Origin of the sequence: Gordonia amicalis (assembly GCF_022059885.1) — a bacterium.
GTDB classification, from domain to species: Bacteria; Actinomycetota; Actinomycetes; order Mycobacteriales; family Mycobacteriaceae; genus Gordonia; species Gordonia amicalis.
The window spans coordinates 2,063,227-2,082,608 of record NZ_CP091855.1 but is presented as its reverse complement, the minus strand read 5'-3'; the positions used below and the strand labels follow the sequence as shown (position 1 = coordinate 2,082,608).

17 protein-coding genes are annotated in these 19,382 nt (G+C 67.3%); 8 read left to right on the top strand and 9 right to left on the bottom strand.

What is annotated here, in order from left to right:
- Positions 1-281 precede the first annotated feature (281 nt).
- Positions 282-680, bottom strand: a complete 399-nt coding sequence (locus tag IHQ52_RS09605; RefSeq protein ID WP_006436138.1) for an NUDIX hydrolase — start codon at positions 678-680, stop codon at positions 282-284.
- The gene (locus tag IHQ52_RS09600; protein ID WP_238064216.1) at positions 677-2,152 is read right to left on the bottom strand and encodes a carboxyl transferase domain-containing protein; all 1,476 of its coding nucleotides are present in this window, start codon (positions 2,150-2,152) and stop codon (positions 677-679) included. The genes IHQ52_RS09605 and IHQ52_RS09600 overlap by 4 nt, the downstream gene beginning before the upstream one ends.
- Before the next feature lie 111 nt (positions 2,153-2,263).
- Between IHQ52_RS09600 and IHQ52_RS09595 the strand changes: the two genes are divergently transcribed.
- A complete protein-coding gene (locus IHQ52_RS09595; protein ID WP_096273440.1) occupies positions 2,264-2,728 on the top strand; it encodes an SRPBCC family protein in 465 nt (154 codons plus the stop codon).
- Here IHQ52_RS09595 and IHQ52_RS09590 read toward each other — a convergent pair.
- Positions 2,712-3,188, bottom strand: a complete 477-nt coding sequence (locus IHQ52_RS09590; RefSeq protein ID WP_006436135.1) for an RDD family protein — start codon at positions 3,186-3,188, stop codon at positions 2,712-2,714. The genes IHQ52_RS09595 and IHQ52_RS09590 overlap by 17 nt on opposite strands.
- Positions 3,185-3,835 (bottom strand): hypothetical protein, encoded by a 651-nt coding sequence (locus IHQ52_RS09585; RefSeq protein ID WP_096273438.1) that lies wholly within the window; start codon positions 3,833-3,835, stop codon positions 3,185-3,187. The genes IHQ52_RS09590 and IHQ52_RS09585 overlap by 4 nt, the downstream gene beginning before the upstream one ends.
- A gap of 199 nt (positions 3,836-4,034) precedes the next feature.
- Between IHQ52_RS09585 and IHQ52_RS09580 the strand changes: the two genes are divergently transcribed.
- Entirely contained in the window at positions 4,035-5,066 is a 1,032-nt protein-coding gene (locus IHQ52_RS09580; protein WP_238064215.1) for a GmrSD restriction endonuclease domain-containing protein, read from the top strand.
- Between the two features lie 72 nt (positions 5,067-5,138).
- Here IHQ52_RS09580 and sucD read toward each other — a convergent pair whose 3' ends face one another.
- Positions 5,139-6,041 (bottom strand): succinate--CoA ligase subunit alpha, encoded by a 903-nt coding sequence (gene sucD, locus IHQ52_RS09575; RefSeq protein ID WP_024499975.1) that lies wholly within the window; start codon positions 6,039-6,041, stop codon positions 5,139-5,141.
- 13 nt (positions 6,042-6,054) lie between these two features.
- Complete coding sequence (gene sucC, locus IHQ52_RS09570; protein ID WP_006436131.1) at positions 6,055-7,218, bottom strand: ADP-forming succinate--CoA ligase subunit beta; 1,164 nt, start codon at positions 7,216-7,218, stop codon at positions 6,055-6,057.
- A gap of 447 nt (positions 7,219-7,665) precedes the next feature.
- Here sucC and IHQ52_RS09565 point away from each other — a divergent pair, with 447 nt between their 5' ends.
- On the top strand, positions 7,666-8,811 hold the full coding sequence (locus IHQ52_RS09565; protein WP_024499974.1) for a M23 family metallopeptidase: 1,146 nt from the start codon (positions 7,666-7,668) through the stop codon (positions 8,809-8,811).
- Between the two features lie 269 nt (positions 8,812-9,080).
- Here the strand turns inward: IHQ52_RS09565 and IHQ52_RS09560 are convergent, their stop codons facing one another.
- Positions 9,081-11,594 (bottom strand): UvrD-helicase domain-containing protein, encoded by a 2,514-nt coding sequence (locus tag IHQ52_RS09560; protein WP_024499973.1) that lies wholly within the window; start codon positions 11,592-11,594, stop codon positions 9,081-9,083.
- Between the two features lie 194 nt (positions 11,595-11,788).
- On the opposite strand from IHQ52_RS09560, the gene IHQ52_RS09555 reads away from it, so the two are divergent.
- A complete protein-coding gene (locus tag IHQ52_RS09555) occupies positions 11,789-13,345 on the top strand; it encodes a hypothetical protein (RefSeq protein ID WP_024499972.1) in 1,557 nt (518 codons plus the stop codon).
- Position 13,346: 1 nt separating this feature from the next.
- Here IHQ52_RS09555 and IHQ52_RS09550 read toward each other — a convergent pair whose 3' ends face one another.
- A complete protein-coding gene (locus IHQ52_RS09550; RefSeq protein WP_024499971.1) occupies positions 13,347-15,161 on the bottom strand; it encodes a hypothetical protein in 1,815 nt (604 codons plus the stop codon).
- A 100-nt stretch (positions 15,162-15,261) separates the two neighbouring features.
- On the opposite strand from IHQ52_RS09550, the gene IHQ52_RS09545 reads away from it, so the two are divergent.
- The 4 genes from IHQ52_RS09545 (at position 15,262) to IHQ52_RS09530 (ending at position 18,586) form a co-directional block, all read left to right on the top strand.
- On the top strand, positions 15,262-15,621 hold the full coding sequence (locus IHQ52_RS09545; RefSeq protein ID WP_006436126.1) for a chorismate mutase: 360 nt from the start codon (positions 15,262-15,264) through the stop codon (positions 15,619-15,621).
- Between the two features lie 75 nt (positions 15,622-15,696).
- Positions 15,697-17,394: a glucose-6-phosphate isomerase gene (gene pgi, locus IHQ52_RS09540; protein ID WP_024499970.1), complete on the top strand. Its 1,698-nt coding sequence runs from the start codon at positions 15,697-15,699 to the stop codon at positions 17,392-17,394.
- Positions 17,395-17,504: 110 nt separating this feature from the next.
- Positions 17,505-18,032, top strand: coding sequence for a hypothetical protein (locus IHQ52_RS09535; RefSeq protein WP_024499969.1), 528 nt, complete (start codon positions 17,505-17,507; stop codon positions 18,030-18,032).
- Between the two features lie 20 nt (positions 18,033-18,052).
- Entirely contained in the window at positions 18,053-18,586 is a 534-nt protein-coding gene (locus IHQ52_RS09530; protein WP_024499968.1) for a hypothetical protein, read from the top strand.
- Positions 18,587-18,605: 19 nt separating this feature from the next.
- On the opposite strand, the gene IHQ52_RS09525 is transcribed toward IHQ52_RS09530, so the two are convergent.
- A complete protein-coding gene (locus IHQ52_RS09525) occupies positions 18,606-19,355 on the bottom strand; it encodes an SDR family oxidoreductase (RefSeq protein ID WP_024499967.1) in 750 nt (249 codons plus the stop codon).
- Positions 19,356-19,382: the final 27 nt, after the last annotated feature.

Below are 19,382 nucleotides of genomic sequence, written 5' to 3'. Positions count from 1 at the left end.
CTCGCTTTGATGACCCGCTTGGCACGCGTACTCGCCACATTCGACTCACCGAGAGCACCCCCAACGCTGCTCCCAGGCAACTGGGCTGAGACCTCGGCAGCACCGAGGAACGGAGCCGAGTCGATATCCGCAGACAGCTGAGCCAACGTTCCGGATGCCGCCCTCAGGCTGTCCGGATTCACTTCAACAGACAAGTCTCCCCCTCACCACATCCGAGGCCATGAAGATTACCTCCGAGGGAATTGAGGCCGTTGGTTCAGTCCACAGCTGTGCAACGTTCCCTACCCCAGCACCCCGTGCTTGCGGAGGTGTGTGATCAGTCCCCGCGTCACCGGCAACTCGGCCAGCTCGTCGGCGGTGAACCATCCGGCGTCAGCGGCGTCGTCGCCGGCACACAGTGTCCCGGAGACGATCCGCGCGGCGAAGTCATGGACTTCGAACACCACGTCGTCGGGCCCGGGGATGTCGACGGTCCACAGCAGCTCCCCCACTTCGACGCGAAAGCCGGTTTCCTCCACCATCTCCCGGACGACGGCGGCTTCGATCGACTCGCCTGGCTCGACCTTCCCGCCCGGGATCGTCCACTTCCCGGCCTGCGGCGGGTTCCGCCGCTTTATGAGCAGGACCCGACCCTCGTCGTCGGTGAGTACCGCTCCGACTGCGACGATGCGCCTGGTCATCGCGCGTCCGCCGCGGGTACCCGGGTGCGCGCTCGTGGATCCGGCGTCGGCGAACTCGCCAGATACCGGCCGATCGCCTCGCGGATCCCGACCAGCGCGTCCGCATCGGAGTCGGCGTCGACGATGACGTCGACCATCCCCTGCGCTGCGAGCCGTCCGGCGAGAATGCCCTGGCGCGCGGCCATCTCGTCGGCATGATCGAGGTCGCGATGGACGATCAGGCTGGCTCCTTCCGGTGGTAACGGCGACAGCCACGCGTCGGCACGTGCGACGCGCAAATCCGCCGGAAACAGCGCCAGTGCCGCTCCGCCGGCGCCCTGGCCGAGCATCACCGAGACAGTCGGTACCGGAACCTTGATCAATTCGACTGTGCAGCGCGCGATCTGGGCGGCCAGCCCACCCTCCTCGGCGACCACCGACAGTTCCGCACCTGGCGTGTCGATGATGGTGACGATCGGGATCGAGAGGTCTCCGGCGGCCATGATCGCCCGACGCGCCTCCCGTAGATGTCGGGGACCGGGCAGTTCACCGTTCTCCTGGGACAGCCGGTCGTAGCCGACGACCAGCGCCACGTGGCCACCGAAACTGCTCAGCGCGAAGCGAAGTGGACCCGCATCGGAGAGCGCCGCCGAGTCACCCCGGGCAAGGAACTCGATGAGTCCCGCCCGCCTCGGCTCACGGGTGGCGAGGACACTCGCCCAGGCGTCTTCGGCATCGACGACCTGGCCCGGGGTCGGGCGCGGCGCATCAACCGTGTTCGACTGCTTCGGGCTCTCATGCAGCGCCAGCAGCCGCAGCACCGACGACAGACGTCCGGCCAGGGCCTCCGGCTCCACCACATCGTCGACGACCGTTGTGCGGACGAGGTTCTCGGCCGTCTGCACACCATCGGGGAACGGTTCGCCGTAGAGCCCCTCGTAGACGCGGGGCCCGAGAAACCCGACGAGGGCACCGGGTTGCGCCCAGGTGACGTGGCCGAGGGACCCCCAGGAGGCGAAAACCCCACCGGTCGTGGGATGCCGCAGGTAGACGAGGTAGGGGAGCCCGGCCGCCTTGTGCGCGGTGACGGCCCCGGTGATCGCGACCATCTGGAGGAACGCCGCGGTCCCCTCCTGCATGCGGGTGCCGCCCGATGCGGGCAACGCGATCAGAGGCAGCCCTTCACGGGTGGCCCGGCCGACCGCGTCGACGATGCGTGATCCGGCGTCGCGGCCGATGGACCCACCGAGAAAACCGAACTCGCTGAGGACGATCGCCGCACGACGGCCGCCGATCAGCCCGGTCCCCGTGATCACAGATTCGTCGGAACCGCTGCGCTCGCGGGCCCGCGCGAGGTCGGCGGCATAGGCACGGTCGTCGCCGTCGGAGGTGACCGCCGGACGGACGATCGAGGTGTCCAACGACTCCCACGACCCGTCGTCGACGATCATGTCCCGCAAGTCCACGGCCGACAGCCGTGCCCGTTCACCCATGCCTCACACCGTATCCCGCTCGTGCATCACGCCCCGGGAGAGAAGCGATGAATTCCGCTCACCGCCGGTGTCATACTTCTCGACAACCCGACCTCGCTCTCAGGAGACATCATGGCCGACACCTTCACCTTCACCCGTTCGACCGTCGTCGACGCCCAGCCTGCCGCGATCCTGCCGTACCTGATCGACTTTCGGCAGTGGGTCCACTGGTCCCCGTGGGAGGGGGTCGATCCCGACCTGCATCGCGAATACTCCGGCGCGGAGTCCGGTGTCGGCGCGGAGTATGCGTGGTCCGGCAACAAGAAGGCCGGGCGCGGCGCCATGGAGATCACCCGCGTCGACGCACCGCGCGAGGTCGAGGTCCGACTCGACTTCGAGAAGCCGATGAAGGCCACCAACACCGTCACCTTCGAACTCGTCCCCCAGGGCGAGGCCACCCGGGTCACCTGGGTGATGGTCGGCAAGCAGACCCTGTTCAGCCGCGTCGGCGGCCTGTTCGGCTTCTTCGACAAGATGCTCGGCAAGGACTTCGAGAAGGGCCTGGCACAGCTGAAAGCGGTCAGCGAGAGTAGATGACCCGGGTGCGGAAGACGATGTCGGCGACCGAGCGACGCCGACGGTCGACGATCACCCACGCCAGACCGATGGCGAAGAACGTGCACAGCAGCGCCCGCAGCACCGCGACCGAGGGCCGGACGCGCACACCCTTGCCGTTGACCACCCGCAAGCCCATCACGACCGAGCCCAGCGTGCGGCCGGACACCTCCCAGCACGTGGCCAGATACAGCACCGAGGTGACCACGAAACCCGTTGTGGTGAAGAACAGATTGACCTCGGGGAAGTCGAACTCGCTGACTGAGATGACGAACTTCATCAGCGCGAGACCCATGTAGCACGCACCCAGGATCGTCCAGACCACGAGCAGGTCGAGGAAGGCCGCGATACCGCGACTCACGATCCCGGCGTTCTTGTCCCGGTCCTGCACGGCGTGCGCACGATGCACCACCGGGTGGTCCGGTGTGGGTTCGGCCGTCATCCGCCCCCACCGTCCCGTCCGTGTACGTGTTCGTCCACGGTCTCGGCGGCGCGCCGGCGCAGGAATCGGTTGACCGCGTTGGCGACCGCGTCGTCGGCGCGTTCGCTGGTGCTCCGGACGTCGGTCATCACATCGGCGGTGACCGACGTGCTGGCCTCCCGGATGATGTCGGGGAGATCGACACCGTCGATGATCTCCTCGGCCAGTCCGACGAGATCGACGCGGTCGAGGACGGCGTCGATGTCGAGTTTGGCGGCCACGGAGTCGAGGTCGACCTTCCCGATCACCTCGTCGAGGTCCACCAGATCGATGGCCTTCATCAGATCCACCTGCGCGACAGCACGATCGAGGTCGACGGTCTCGATCACCGCGTCGAGATCGATGACCGCGAGGACCTCGGCGATGAGCCGGCGCAGGTCGACGTTGCGCAACACGAGATCGGTCAGGTCGACCTCCTCGGTGAGGACCCCGACGACCTCGCGGATCACCGCACCGAGAATCGTCCGCGTCGTCGTGGCGACCCACACGCTGGTGTCGCCGACGAACTGCTGCGCCCTGGTGCGTACCGCACCGATGACTCCGCCCGCGACGGGCAGACGCTCGGCGACGTCGACGACGACGCCGGCGAAATGCAGCGACTCCCTCATCAATTGGGATGTCGCACCGCCCCGCGGCTCTGGGTTCACCGCCGAATTATCGCACGCGGGGATCGGCGCGGACCGTCGCAATCGTGTCACGTCGCGGGTCGTGTAACGGCGCCGTTCCACAATCGATATGGAGCTCGAGGCCCGTCGAGACAAGTGCGCGTCATGATGATGAGTGGTCCTATGAGAGGTTTGTTCGACGATGCCCGAATCCGTCCCACGCTCGACACCGCAGGCTCGATGGCTGATCGCGGCCGGCCCCGTCGCGGCCTTCGCACTCGCCGCCGCCGGCTGCGGGCTCACCGAACCGGTGGCCGCGACACCACCGACGCCCGAGACGACCTCGGCCGTCGCGACCACCGAGGAGCCCCTGCCGACCCCCTCGCCCGTGATCACCGTGGCCTCGGTACCGGCCGCGGACAACGCCCTCGAGACGCTGAACACCCTGGCCGTCAAGGGACGCGCACCCAAGACCGGGTACGACCGCGACCTGTTCGGGCAGGCCTGGTCCGATGACGTCACCGTCGACGGCGGACACAATGGTTGCGACACCCGCAACGACATCCTGCGCCGCGACCTGACCGACATCACACTCAAGCCGGGGTCCAACGGATGTGCCGTCCTGTCGGGCACGCTCGATGACCCGTACACCGGCACGACGATCCGGTTCGTCCGCGGCCAGGACACGTCCTCGGCAGTTCAGATCGATCACGTCGTCGCGCTCTCCGACGCGTGGCAGAAAGGTGCGCAGCAACTCTCCCCGCAGCAGCGCGCCGACTTCGCCAACGATCCACGCAACCTACAGGCCGTCGACGGTCCGACGAACCAGAAGAAGGGGGACGGCGACGCCGCCACCTGGCTGCCGCCCGAGAAGGGCTACCGGTGTACCTACGTGGCCCGCCAGGTCGAGGTGAAGGTCGCCTACCGGCTCTGGGTGACCCAGGCCGAGAAGGACGCGATCACCCGCGTGCTGGTCGGCTGCGGGGCAACCGTTCCGGCGCCGGCCACCACCGAACGCACCGAGACGCGCACCTCCATTGCGACCCCTCTCCCCGAGGCGACCTACACACCGCCGCGGCTTTACGCCCCCGAGGCACCCACCCCCGACGCGCCCTCGACGTACTACGCGAACTGCTCGGCGGCACGAGCGGCGGGGGCCGCCCCGCTCTACGCCGGACAGCCCGGCTACCGCGCCAAGCTCGACCGCGACGGCGACGGCGTCGCCTGCGAGTAGTAACCCGATCTGAGCGCACGAAAAAACCCGAGCGGGGATGACTCCCGCTCGGGTTCTTCGTGTCGAGACGACTTACAGGGCCTCGTAGAGCTCCCGTGCCAGCGCGGCGGTCTCGGACGGCGTCTTGCCGACCTTCACGCCCGCGGCCTCGAGGGCCTCCTTCTTCGCCTGTGCGGTGCCGGAGCTACCGGACACGATCGCACCGGCGTGACCCATGGTCTTGCCCTCCGGCGCGGTGAAGCCCGCGACGTAGCCGACGACCGGCTTGGAGACGTTGGCCTTGATGTAGTCGGCGGCACGCTCTTCGGCGTCGCCACCGATCTCGCCGATCATCACGATCAGCTTGGTCTCGGGATCCTTCTCGAACGCCTCGATGGCGTCGATGTGGGTGGTGCCGATGACCGGGTCGCCGCCGATACCGATGGCGGTGGAGAAGCCGAGGTCGCGCAGCTCGTACATCATCTGGTAGGTCAGCGTGCCCGACTTGGAGACCAGACCGATCGGTCCCTTGCCGGTGATGTTGTTCGGCGTGATGCCGACCAGTGCCTCACCCGGAGTGATGATGCCGGGACAGTTCGGGCCGATGATGCGGGTCTTGGCGCCCTTCTCCAGGTTGTAGGCCCACGCGTAGGCGGTGTCCTGCACCGGGATGCCCTCGGTGATGACGACCAGCAGCGGGATCTCCGCGTCGATCGCCTCGATGATGGCGTCCTTGGAGAACTTCGGCGGCACGAAGGCGATCGAGGTGTCGGCCCCGGTCTCCTTGATGGCCTCTTCGACGGAGGCGAACACCGGCAGTTCGATGTTGTTGCCGTCGGCGTCGACGTGCGACACCGTGGTGCCGGCCTTGCGCGCGTTGACGCCGCCGACGACGTTGGTGCCGGCCTTGAGCATCAGAGCGGTGTGCTTGGTGCCCTCACCGCCGGTGATGCCCTGGACGATGACCTTGTTGTCTTTGTTCAGAAAGATCGACATTTTCCGGGCTCCCTTACTTGCTCGCCAGCTCGGCGGCCTTGTCGGCGCCCGAGTCCATGGTTTCGGCGAGCGTGACCAGCGGGTGGTTCGCATCGGCCAGGATCTTGCGGCCCTCGTCGACCTTGTTGCCGTCGAGGCGGACGACGAGAGGCTTGTTGGCCTCCGAACCCAGCTTCTCGAGAGCTCCGACGATGCCGTTGGCGACCGCGTCGCAGGCGGTGATGCCGCCGAAGACGTTCACGAAGACGCTCTTGACCTGCTCGTCGTTGAGAATGACGTCCAGGCCGGCAGCCATGACCTCTGCGGAGGCACCGCCACCGATGTCGAGGAAGTTGGCCGGCTTCACACCGTTGTGCTTCTCACCGGCGTAGGCGACGACGTCGAGGGTCGACATGACCAGACCCGCACCGTTGCCGATGATGCCGACCTCACCGTCGAGCTTGACGTAGTTGAGGTCGTTCTCCTTGGCCTTGAGCTCCAGGGGATCGGTGGCGTCGCGGTCCTCGAACTCCTCGTGGCCGGGCTGACGGAAGTCGGCGTTGGCGTCGAGGGTGACCTTGCCGTCGAGGGCCAGGATCTGATCGTCAGGGGTGCGGACGAGGGGGTTGACCTCGACGAGGAGAGCGTCTTCCTTGACGAAGACCTCCCACAGCTTCGCGATGGTGACCGCGGCTGCGTCGAGGACCTCGGCAGGCAGGTGGCCCTGCTCGGCGATGGAACGGGCGGTCTCCAGGTCGACACCCTTCACGGCGTCGACGGCGACCTTGGCGAGGCGCTCGGGCTTGGTTGCGGCGACCTCTTCGATCTCCATGCCGCCCTCGACCGAGCACATGGCCAGGTAGGTGCGGTTGGCACGATCGAGGAGGAAAGAGATGTAGTACTCCTCCGCGATGTCACTGGCCTCGGCGACCAGCAACTTCTTGACGATGTGACCCTTGATGTCGAGACCAAGGATGTTGGAGGCGTGGGACTGCGCGTCGTCCGGGGTCGCGGCGTACTTCACGCCGCCGGCCTTGCCACGTCCGCCGGTCTTGACCTGCGCCTTGATCATCACAGGCTTGCCGATTTCCTCGGCGATCGCCCGCGCGTCGGCGGCATCATCGGTCACCCGACCGGGTGTGGTGGGAACCCCGTGCTTGGCGAACAGTTCCTTCGCCTGGTATTCGAAGAGATCCATTCAGCTCACCATCTCGTAGATTTGCCCGCTTAAGGGTGTAACGCGGGCCATATCGGACTTTAAACCCGTACTGGATCGCCCTTTCGCGCGCACCCTGCCCTTGTGCGACAGATCACTCGCTCGGTCCGAACTTACTCTCGGGTACGTCGCGATACGTCTCACCTGGCACATTTGCCGTCCTCCAGACCCGACGAGGCGCGTCTCTCGCACAAGGTGTTGAATCGATCGCGGCGACGACGCCGGCGAGCCGCCTCATACAGGTCGGCAAACCAGCGATTCGACGATCTGACGAAGTTGGAAAAGTCTTGTGACTCAGCTCACAAATTTCCGATTAGCGGCTTTCTAGGGTTGGACTTGCCGCAATCATTTCGTTACCGTCGGCTTCGGAGATTGGTCACAAAAGGATTACGGACGATGATTTCGGATCCGCGGCAGCGAAGAGATGAGGTGGACGATTTGGCGGGACCCGGAGTCTCACGCGGATCGAGCCGCGTCCGATCGGGCGGGTTGGTCGAGGACATCAGAGCAGAAGAGATGACCACCATCATCCCCATCGTCGACGACGAGACGGACTACGACCTCAGCGACTACGACTTCGGTTACGACACCTCCGACTCGTCTTCCTCCGCCACCCGGACAGCGTCCGAGGAGACCACCTGGACGCCCTCGTCCTGGAAGGGCTACTACCGCCCGACCCACTCGGAGATCACTCAGGACATCCTGATCCCCGAGCACGAGTTCGATCAGTACGAGCACGACGAGCCGTTCGACGTCGATGGCGCCGAGCTGGACATCCTCATCGATGACGAGTCCGACACGGACTCCGCACTCCGCCCGTTCCGCACGAACCCGGCCGGCCAGCGCGTCCGTCGTGGCGGCAAGCATCGCATCGCGGCACCGCCGAACGCCCTCAAGGGCGGTCGCGCCGCTCTGATCGCCATGGCAGCGGGCGCAGCCGTCGCCGCCGTCTCTCAGGTCGGTGCCACCGAGGACGCGCCCGCCACGGCACCGGTGAACGCAGCAGCGGTCAACGACGCCGCCGCCCCCGTCGACCTCGGTCCGGGAGTCGCCACGGCATCGCCGGTGACCGACCAGATGAACGTCTTCACCGGTCAGCTCGGCGTCGGCGCCAAGATGGCCGCCGACGAGGCGCAGCGCGAGGCCCTGGCCCGTCGCCCGCTCTTCGCCTCACCGATCCCGCTCGGCAAGTACGACTTCACCTCCGCCTTCGCGATGCGCTGGGGCACCATGCACGGCGGCATCGACATGGCCGCCCCGCTCGGGACGCCCATCCACGCGGCGACCGACGGCGTCGTCATCAAGGCCGAACCTGCCTCCGGATACGGCCACTGGGTCCAGATCCGCGCCGACGACGGCACGGTCACCATGTACGGCCACATGTCCTCGTCGGGCGTCCTCGTCAGCGAAGGCCAGCACGTCACCGCGGGCGATGTCATCGCGCTCGTCGGCAACGAGGGCTTCTCGTTCGGCCCGCACCTCCACTTCGAGGTGTGGAAGAACGGCAACACCAAGATCGACCCGATGCCGTGGCTCGCCGCGAAGGGCGTCAAGCTCTCCGCCTACACCGGCTAGTTTTCTCCGACAGCGACCCGTCTGAGGCGGCACGCCATTCTCGCTCCCTAAGTAGCGATAGCGCACGCCCGTTCACGCTCCCTCAGTAGCGATAGCGCACTCCCACTCTCGCTCCCCGAGTAGCGATAGCGCACGCCCATTCTCGCTCCCTCAGTAGCGATAGCGCACGCCCATTCTCGCTCCCTCAGTAGCGATAGCGCACGCCCATTCTCGCTCCCTGAGGTGCGAGGAGCGTAAGCGACGAGCCTCGAAGGGCGCCGCACTACTTCCTAGAGCTTCTCCCCCGGGATTCCGCCCGCGGTCAGCAGGGTGACGCGTCCGGCGCTGCCGCCGTAGTCGATGGTGACGCGTTCGGTGGCGCCACTCCCCTCCTTGGCCACGACCTTGCCCATGCCGTACTTGGGATGGTTGTGCCGATCGCCGATGTCGAAGTGCACCTGCTTGTTCCGTCCGCGCGCGGGGTCGGAGGAGTACGACGACCGGCCGCGACCGAACGACGAACCACCCGAACCCGAGCCCGAGAACGAGCCATCGCGACCGAACACCCCGCCCGACGACCCACCGAAGCCACGCGCCGAACGACGCGGCTCGGTGCGTCGCCAGTCGATCAGATGCTGCGGGATCTCTTGCAGGAAACGGGATTCCGGATTCGATACCGGCTGCCCCCACGATGCGCGGGTCACCGACCTGGTCAGATACAGACGCTGCTTGGCACGCGTGATGCCGACGTAGGCGAGACGACGCTCCTCACTCAGTTCGGCCGGATCGCCGAGAGCGCGCATGTGCGGGAAATGCCCGTCCTCCCAACCGGTCACGAACACGACCGGGAACTCGAGACCCTTCGCGGTGTGCAGCGTCATCATCGTGACGACGCCGTCACCCTCGTCGGGCACCTGGTCGGCGTCGGCGACCAGCGAGACACGTTCGAGGAACGCTGCGAGAGAACCGGGTTCCGGCTCGCCCTCGCGATCTCTCTCGATGGACGGATCCTCGTCGGCCTCCAGGTCGATCTGGGCGGCGTCGGCACTGAATTCGCGTGCGACGGCTACGAGTTCGTTGATGTTGTCGAGCCGTGCGCCGTCCTGGGGATCGTTCGACGCCTCCAGCTCGGCACGGTAACCGGTTCGTTCGACGATGGCGTCGACGAGTTCACCGATGTCGGCGGACTCCTCGGTGGCGTCGAGGAAGGCGGTGTCGGCGTCCTCGGTGTCGGAGTCACCGAAATGTGTGAGGAAGTCGGCGCGCAGACCCTCGATGAGTTCGACGAAGCCACCGATCTGCTTGACCGCGCGCGTGTTCAGCAATGCGACCTTGCCCTCGGAGGCGTCGATCAGCGACTCGTAGAAGCTCCGTCCGGTGTTCTCCGAATGCACGGCGACACAGGCCTCGGCGCGATCGCCGATGCCGCGACGGGGGGTGTTGAGAATGCGCCGCAGGCTCACCGAGTCATCCGGGTTGGCGATCACCCTCAGGTATGCGACCACGTCCCGGACTTCCTTGCGCTCATAGAACTTGGTGCCGCCGACCACCTTGTACGGGATGCCGTGGCGGACGAACACCTCCTCGATCGCACGTGAGCCGGTGTTGGTGCGGTAGAAGACCGCGATGTCGGAATACTTGTGGCTCGAACTGCCGCCGATCGAGTAGTCGGTGAGTTCCTCGATCTCCTTGGCGATGAACGTCGACTCCTCGCGATCGGAGTCGGCGACGTAGCCGACGATGAGTTCGCCGTCGCCGGAGTCGGTCCACAGCTTCTTCTCGCGGCGGTTGGTGTTGCGCGCGATGACCGCGTTCGCGGCCGACAGGATGGTCTGCGTCGAGCGGTAGTTCTGTTCGAGCAGAACGGTTTCGGCGTTGGTGAAGTCGCGCTCGAACTCTTCGATGTTGCGGATCGTGGCACCGCGGAAGGCGTAGATCGACTGGTCGGCGTCACCCACGACGCACAGCTCCGACGGTTCGAGTCCGCTCGCCGTGGTCTGCTCGCCCACCAGTTCGCGGATGAGTACGTACTGGGCGTGGTTGGTGTCCTGGTACTCGTCGACGAGGACGTGGCGGAACCGGCGCCGGTAGTATTCGGCCACCTGCGGGTGCCGCTGCAGCAGCGCGACGGTCTCGCCGATGAGATCGTCGAAGTCGAACGCATTCGCCGCCCGCAGCCGGCGCTGGTACTCCGCGAAGATGCGGGCGATAGTCGCCGCGGCGAGGTCGTCCTCGTTCACCGCGGCCGCCGCCTCGTCGGGCGAGATCAGCTCGTTCTTGAAGTTCGAGATGGCCACCGAGACGCCGCGCGGACTGAACTTCTTCGGGTCCAGATCGAGGTCGCGGATGATCATGCCCAGCAACCGCTTCGAGTCGTCCGCGTCGTAGATGGAGAAATTGGAGTTCATCGACTCCAGCAGCCCCGACTGTGCCCGCAGGATGCGAACGCACGTCGAGTGGAAGGTCGACACCCACATGTAGGCCGCCCGCGGGCCGACGAGGTCGATCACCCGCTCGCGCATCTCGGCGGCGGCCTTGTTGGTGAAGGTGATGGCCAGGATCTGCCCGGGCGTGACGTCGCGCGCCGCCAGCAGGTAGGCGATTCGGCGGGTCAGCACCGAGGTCTTGCCCGACCCGGCACCCGCCACGATCAGCAGCGGTGCGCCCGCGTGGAGCACCGCGGCGCGCTGCTGTGGATTGAGGCCCTCGAGCAGGCGTGCGACACGGTCGTCGGCGGCAGCCGTCCCCGAGGTGGAGGAAGACGTACGACCGGCGAGAAGAGGGGCAGAAGAAGAGCTGTTCATCGGTAGTCCAGGCTACCCGCCCGCACCGACACCTCTCCGCAGGCCATGGGCCCGAATGTCCGTCGTCCGATCGCTCGACCGCCCAGTGCGTTGACACCCGAGACGCCTGTTCCCGCGGCTACGATGACCCGGTATCACTGGCTCGGGGCGCCCGTCGATGCGGATCCATGCCTCGTCGACCGAAAGAGGCGACCATGAAGAGACCGTCCATTGTCCCCGCCGCCATCGTGATGGTCGTCGGAGCACTGGCACTCGCCGTGGCCCTGATCCTGTCGTTCGTGCCGTTCAGCAGTGCGGGCACGGTCGAACCCACGGCCGCGTTCCGCGCCCAGAAGAGCCTCGACGAGGTGCTCTTCAAGATGGCGACGAGCCCCGCGGCCAAGTACACCGGCAAGGTCGCCTACAAGTACGAGGACGCCCGCGGCGAGGGCACGGTCGAGTTCAGCGACCTCATCGTGACGACGTCGAACACCGCCGAGGGCACGGTGTCGCTCGGATCCGAGCAGGGTGAGTACCGCCAGATCAGCAACAACCCCTTCATCAGCGCGCCGAACGCCCTGTGGAACGAGCTGCTCGTCGCCGACGAGAAGCTGAACCTCGACATGGCGCCCCTGGACAACAAGTGGGCGTCGACCCGCTTCACCAGTCTCCCGCGCTTCGGCACCATCCTCGGCCCGGACAACCTCGCCGGCGACATCGGCAACGTGGAATCCGATTCCGAACCGCAGCTCGGCGCCGAGCTCCCCACCCCGAACAAGGGCACGCCCGACGCCCGCCGGTGGCCGACGAGCGACCCACCCATCGAGTTCATCGGCGACAACAAGGTGAAGATCGGCGGCTGGGAGGTCACCTTCGACCCGGAGACCAAGAACGTCACCAACGTCAAGGGTCAGTCCAAGCAGGGCTCGGCGACCTACGACATCGACACCTCGGTGAGCCTGCAGCCCGCCGACCAGGCCCAGAAGGTGTTCGCCAATCAGCGCGCCCTCGTCGGCGATCTGCTGTCGGCGCCGGCGCCGGGCCTGTGGGCCAAGCAGCCGGTCGTCACCCCGCGACTGGTCGGCGAGTGCACCACCGTGGCCTGCGCCTACGACTTCTCCGTCTCCGGCATCCCGTGGGCCGACGACGTCACGGGTCACTTCAACTACGGCATGACCCTGAACTTCGCCGTCGGCGGCCGTCCCCCGGGCGCACTGGGCGGCGAGTGCAAGCCGGTCGTGCGCGTCGACTTCGGCCGCACCGCCACGACGCGATGCACCGCGACCAACCTGCCGGCGAACTCGTCGATCGGCCCGCGTTCGGCATACACCTACCTGGCGTTCCTCGACACCACCGAGGCCGACCTCAACAAGCTCATCGACGACAACGAGAAGCAGACCAACACCGAGGTCGTCTACGTCCGCACCGGGAACAAGAGCCCCGAGCAGGCGCGCTACGGCGCCGGCATCACCGGCCTGCCCAGCTACTACGCGGTGAAGCGCGGTGAGTATCTCTTCGACGGCATCGGCACCGACGGCAACCTGCACGTCACCTTCGGCCCCGGTTACAAAGAGCACATCAGTGCCGGCAGCTTCGACCCGAGCTGGGAGGGGACCGCGGTCCTCAAGAAGCAGATCGGCGAGCAGGTTAAGGCCGCAGGGGACGTGAAGGTCGTCTACTTCGTCAACGAACCGGAGACCGCGTCGGCGCTGCGTTCGCTGATCGACTCCGAGGGACAGACCGACAACGTCACCGCCTACTTCTACGAGTAGGTCAGCCGCCGGCGAAGCGCGCCTCGACCGCTTCGCCGACCCGGCCGGCGCCGGTGTGGAGTCGCAGCCCCGCGGTCACCGGACGCACCGAGATCGCGTCGCCGCCGCCGTCGAGGCGGACGTAGATCGAGCCGAGCCCCGACCGGACCGGTACGCGCGCCGCCCGGCCGCCGTCGAGCTTCATCTCGATCTCACCGTCGCGGGTGGCGCAATAGCTGAGAGCGACCGTCCACGGCCAGCGGAACAGCGGGCCGTCGAGTTCCAGACGTGACGGTCCGGAGATCTCGGGCCGGGCGCAGCTGCCCTTTCCCGCGGTGACGAGCCGGCGTTGGGTCACCCCGCCGGGCACTGCGTTGCCCGCGGTGTCCAGGACGAGGAGGCGGTCGGTACTCGTGCCGAAGTCCGGCCGCGGGTCGACTCGACCGAAGATGCGGCTGATCTGGTTGTCCGGGTAGACGACCGGCTGCAGGATCTCCAGCGGGACGGACTGATCCAGCAGCGTCGCATCGGCGTTGTCGTGCAGGGTGGCGACCGCCGTGTCGAGGTAGTCGCCGGTCGGGTTGTCACGCCACGACGCCGAGAACGACACGAGCGAGACGAGTGCCGACACCATGGCCAGCGCACCGACAGTGGGCAGGAGGAGCACCGTCGGCGATGTCTCCTCGGCAGCGTGGCGACGGTCCGGCTGCGCATCGGTCGGCCGGGCATCGGTCGGCCGGACGCCGACCAGCAGCGCGATCGCGATGGCGAACACGAGCGCGGTGTCGGGGAGATACCGCATGTGCTGGGCGAGCTCGATCGCGGTCTCCGGGCTCGACCGATTCCACATCACCGGAATCTGCGCAGCGACCGCGTACAGCGCCGCGAAGCCCACGATCGGCACCGCCCGACGCTCCCGGGTCACCGCCCACCCGGCGACCGCGGCCAGGACCACCCAGCCGGCGACGATCATCCATGTCGCGGGGAACCCGGTGGGCGGGCTCGGCGTCCACCGGTCCCACTCCCACGGGCCACCGACCAGCGACGGCACGATGGCGTGGTTCACCGAACGCCACACCAGCCGGGCGGTCTGTCCGACCGAGTGGTTGCCCGCGGTCGGATCGGCGGTGACGAAGTACACGACGGTCCAGATCGCGGTGATCACCGCGAGCGACGCCCACAGCTCGCGGCCGGCGCGCAGGGTCGACGTCAGCGCGCGTCGCCCACTGCCGTTCGCCAGGACCGCGACCACGAATGCGATCGGGAGGATGAACAGCGACTTCTCGAAGAAGGCCAGTGCGACCACGAAGACCACCGTCGACCGGATCCACACGGCGCGGCGTCGGGCCGGGTCGACGTCACCGCGTGCGAGTCCCACGGCGTCGGCGACGATCCAGGCCAGCGCCGCCTGCATCGGCAGGGTGTTGAGGCCCGCCGCCCACCACGCGAAGGCGGGCACCGTCATCGGACTGAACAGATAGAACGCCAGCGCCACCAGCGCGCCGGCCCGGGCCGCGGGCGCGATGACGCGGATCATCCGCCACACCGCGATCGACGCGATGGCCTGCAGCACGATCAGCGTCAGGGCCGGGACCACCCAGTTGACCGGCGCCAGCCACGTGGCCACTCCGGCCAGCAGGAAGGCCGCCGGCATGAAGTGGCCGTCGTGACTGTGCCCGAGGTACTCCCAGGAGAGGATCGGGTTCGACGAGGCCCGGGCGATCAGCACCAGATCGTCCCAGTAGAAGTTCCCGGTCGCGACGAGCCACCCCCGGATGATCAGCTGTGCGGCGATCAGGGCCACCGCGATCATCGACACCATGCGCGCATTGAGCATGCGCTCCAGTCTCCATGTGGCGAACGCGAGCACATCGAGGGGTGCCGGGTCCGCTCGGGTACCTGCAGGTCGGATCGGTGCGACGTGGCAAAATCAGGCCGTGACCGATCGCAGCCCGAGCTCCGGATCCGACGAACCCCAGCAATCGACGGGGACGTCCTTCGAGAACACGATCGATCTCGAGAAGTACCAGCTCACCTCCGACGTCGATGACCTGCCGGACGACATCGACGAACTGCGTCTGGAGATCGACCGGCTCGACGCCGTCATCCTCGGTGCGGTCAAACGACGCTCGGCGGTCTCGAAGAAGATCGGCGCCGCGCGGATGGCGTCGGGCGGTCCGCGACTCGTGCACAGTCGCGAGGTGAAGGTCCTCGATCGTTTCGCCGATCTCGGCAAAGAAGGTCACACCCTTGCGATGCTCCTGCTCCGGCTCGGGCGCGGTCCGCTCGGACGCTGACCGCGATCGTGAAGTTGTGCCGACGGCTGTGACGAGCGTCGCGGTGGGGACGCCGAACACATAGGGTTGGGTGTCATGAGCACGCAGGCAACCGGGAGCGACTTCACCGGCACCGACCACGGCGACATCACCGCAACGCAGTCCTGGCAGGCTCTCGCCGCACACCAACCGCATGTGTACGCACTTCATCTGCGCGAGGTGTTCGCGCTCGATCCCGCGCGCGGCCGCGATCTGACCGTCGACGTCGGCGATCTCCACATCGACTACTCCAAGCATCGGGTGACACGGGAGACACTCGAACTGCTGATGAGTCTGGCCCGCGAGGTCGGACTCGAGGAGAGCCGCGACGACATGTTCGCCGGCGCGCACATCAACACCTCCGAGGACCGGGCCGTCCTGCACACCGCCCTTCGGCTCCCGGCCGACGCCACCCTGACCGTCGACGGACAGGACGTGGTGGCCGACGTGCACGAGGTCCTCACCCGGATGGGCGAGTTCACCGACCGTCTCCGCAGCGGAGAGTGGAAGGGTCACACCGGAAAACGCATCACCGACGTCGTGAACATCGGCATCGGCGGGTCGGACCTGGGGCCGGTCATGGTGTACCAGGCTCTCCGCCACTACGTCGACGCCGGGATCCGCTGCCACTTCGTCTCCAACGTCGATCCGGCCGACATGGTCGGCACCCTCGACGGGCTCGACCCCGAGACCACGCTGTTCATCATCGCGTCGAAGACCTTCACCACCCTCGAGACGCTGACCAACGCCGCCGCCGCACGGAGCTGGCTGCTCGAGGCCCTCGATGCCGGGTCCGAGGCGGTGGCAAAGCATTTCGTCGCCGTGAGCACCAATGCCGACGAGGTGGCGAGGTTCGGGATCGACACCTCCCACATGTTCGGCTTCTGGGACTGGGTCGGCGGACGCTATTCCGTGGACTCGGCGATCGGACTGTCAGTGATGGCCGCGATCGGCAAGGAGCGTTTCGCCGAGTTCCTCGACGGCTTCCACATCGTCGACGAACACTTCCGCACCCAGCCGCTGGAGCAGAATGCGCCGGCCATACTGGGCCTGATCGGCCTCTGGTACAACAACTTCTGGGACATCGACACCCGGGCGGTCCTCCCCTACAGCAACGACATGGCACGCTTCGCCGCCTACCTGCAGCAGCTCACCATGGAGTCCAACGGCAAGTCGGTGACCGCGAGCGGACACCACGTCACCACCGACACCGGCGAGATCTTCTGGGGCGAGCCGGGAACCAACGGCCAGCACGCGTTCTATCAGCTGCTGCATCAGGGCACGCGGATCGTGCCGGCCGACTTCATCGGCTTCGCCGAACCCACCGACGACCTGCCCGCCGGTCCCGACGGCTCGGGTTCGATGCACGACCTGCTGATGAGCAACTACTTCGCGCAGACCAAGGTGCTCGCCTTCGGCAAGACGGCCGACGAGATCGCCGCAGAGGGCGTGCCCGCACATGTGCTGGCGCACAAGGTGATGCCGGGCAACCGTCCCAGCACGTCGATCCTCGCTCCCCGACTGACCCCGTCGGTGATCGGCCAGCTGATCGCGCTGTACGAACACCAGGTGTTCGTCGAAGGTGTCATCTGGGGGATCAACCCCTTCGACCAGTGGGGCGTCGAACTCGGCAAGACCCAGGCGAAGGCACTCCTGGGCACCATCACCCAGGCCGATGCACCCGCGAGCGACGACGATTCGTCAACGAACGAGCTGGTCGCGTGGTACCGCCGTCATCGGGGCCGAGCGGTCTGAGATCGGAGCTCCCGCGAGCGCGTCTCCCTCCCGCGGTGCCGGGTTCCTTCGCGCTGATCGGATCCGATCAGCGGATGGGAAACGGGACCGCGGGAAGCTAGCGTGGCGGGATGCTGCCACACCGGATTCGACGCCCCGCAGCCGGATTCGCGGCCGTCACACTGGCTCTCGTGGGCGTCACCGGTTGCACCCCCGACGATCCTGTCGATCGCGCGCCGGGCACGTCGACGTCCGCTCCCGCGGCGGTGAAGGTCGTGACCGCCGGTCCCAGCCCGAACATCGAGCCGGTGGCCCGTCGTTTTCCGCTGCTCACCGAGGGCACCGTCGACTGCTGGGCAGCGGGAACCCTCGGGTCCGCCCCCGGGTCCTCCGAGCGGGTACCCGGTCCCACCGCCTACTGGTTCGACACCGTCGTCGACGTCGGGCCCGAGCGCGCAACCGCCTGGGCCGATGAGTATCACGCGGAACCGGTGGCCGCGCCCGACCGGGTGGCCGCCGAACTGCGCGGCTTCGTCCCGGTCGGCGAGTTCGTCGGCGGGCAGCACCTGGACGACGCGTTCTCGTCGGGTGACTGGCGGGCGACGGTGTACCTGTCGCCGTCGACGGGCCGCGTGGTCGTGCTCGGCATCGACGACTGACCTGCGTAAGGTGACGGTCTGTGGCGAACAAGCAGGGACAGAGCGTGGCGTCGGGCGCATTTCAGATGTTCGGGAGCCGTCGTCGTGACCAGGTCAGCGAGTTGCTGGGAGACATCTTCGGCCGGACCGACATCGAGGCGCTGGCCTCGGACTGGCGTGGGGTCGTCTACTTCACGCTCGCCGAGGACGAATCCATCGACGCCGAGACGGTGCTCGGATTCGACGCGTCCAGCGGATCTTCGGGTGAGTTGGCAACCATCGACGACGTGCTCGCAGCCGTCCGCACGGGCGAGGTCGCCGAAGCCGTCGACGTCGCGAGCTTCGATGCCTGGCGGACCGCCACCGGCACACGCTCACTCGACATGGGCGCCTGCGTACCGCCGGCCCTCTACGAGTTCCTCGGTGGCGATCCCGCCGAAAGATCCGTCGAATCCGAGGATCTCGTGACCTTCGTGGCCACCGCCGCCGCGCTCATGGGCCGGCTCGAGAAGCTCGGCGTCGAACCCGGTGACGAGATCCCCGACGAGGTGTTCGACGAGGACTACTGGAAGTAGTCACTCCGCCGGCAACGATTCAGACCATCCGTCGACTGATCGACGCCGGCAGGAACTTGAGCGCCGCGGCGATCGGCGTCCACGGCCACGCGGGTACCGGGGCCCAGTTCTTCTCGGCCTCGATCGCCGCGACCATGGCGTCGACGCCCTTGTCGGTGTCGACCATCAGCGAGGTCTTCACGCCACGGTTGATGTCGGTCTCGATGTAGCCGGGCGCCACGACCGACACCCTGATCGGTGAGCCCGCGAACTCGGCCTGCAGTCCCTGCCCCAGCGCGGTCAGCCCGGCCTTCGACGCCGAGTACGCCGCCTGCGCCTTGGGCATGCCCCGGACCCCGGAGATCGAGCTGACCAGGACGAGGTGACCGGCGTTCTGCTCACGGAAGATCTCCAGCGCGGCCTCGGCCTGCGCGAGCGCGCCGACGAGATTGGTCTGTACGGTCTCGATGTTGGCCGCCGCCTTACCCGTGCCGATCGGTGCCCCCTTGCCGAGCCCGGCGTTGACGATGACGCGATCGAGGCCGCCGAGTTCGCCGGCCAGCGCGCGGAAGACGACCGGCACCGCGTCGAGGTCGGTGACGTCGAGTCGGGCGATCGCGACCTGGGCCGCCGAGGGTCGCAGTTCGGCGGCCAGTGCCTCGAGCTTGTCGAGGCGCCGCGCGGCGAGTGCCAGCGAACGCCCCTGGGCGGCGAATCTGCGGGCCATGCCCTCGCCGAGTCCCGAACTCGCACCCGTGATGAGGATCTTCTGCCGTGTCGTCGCGGTCATGGACCCGAACCTACCGGCACCACCGCC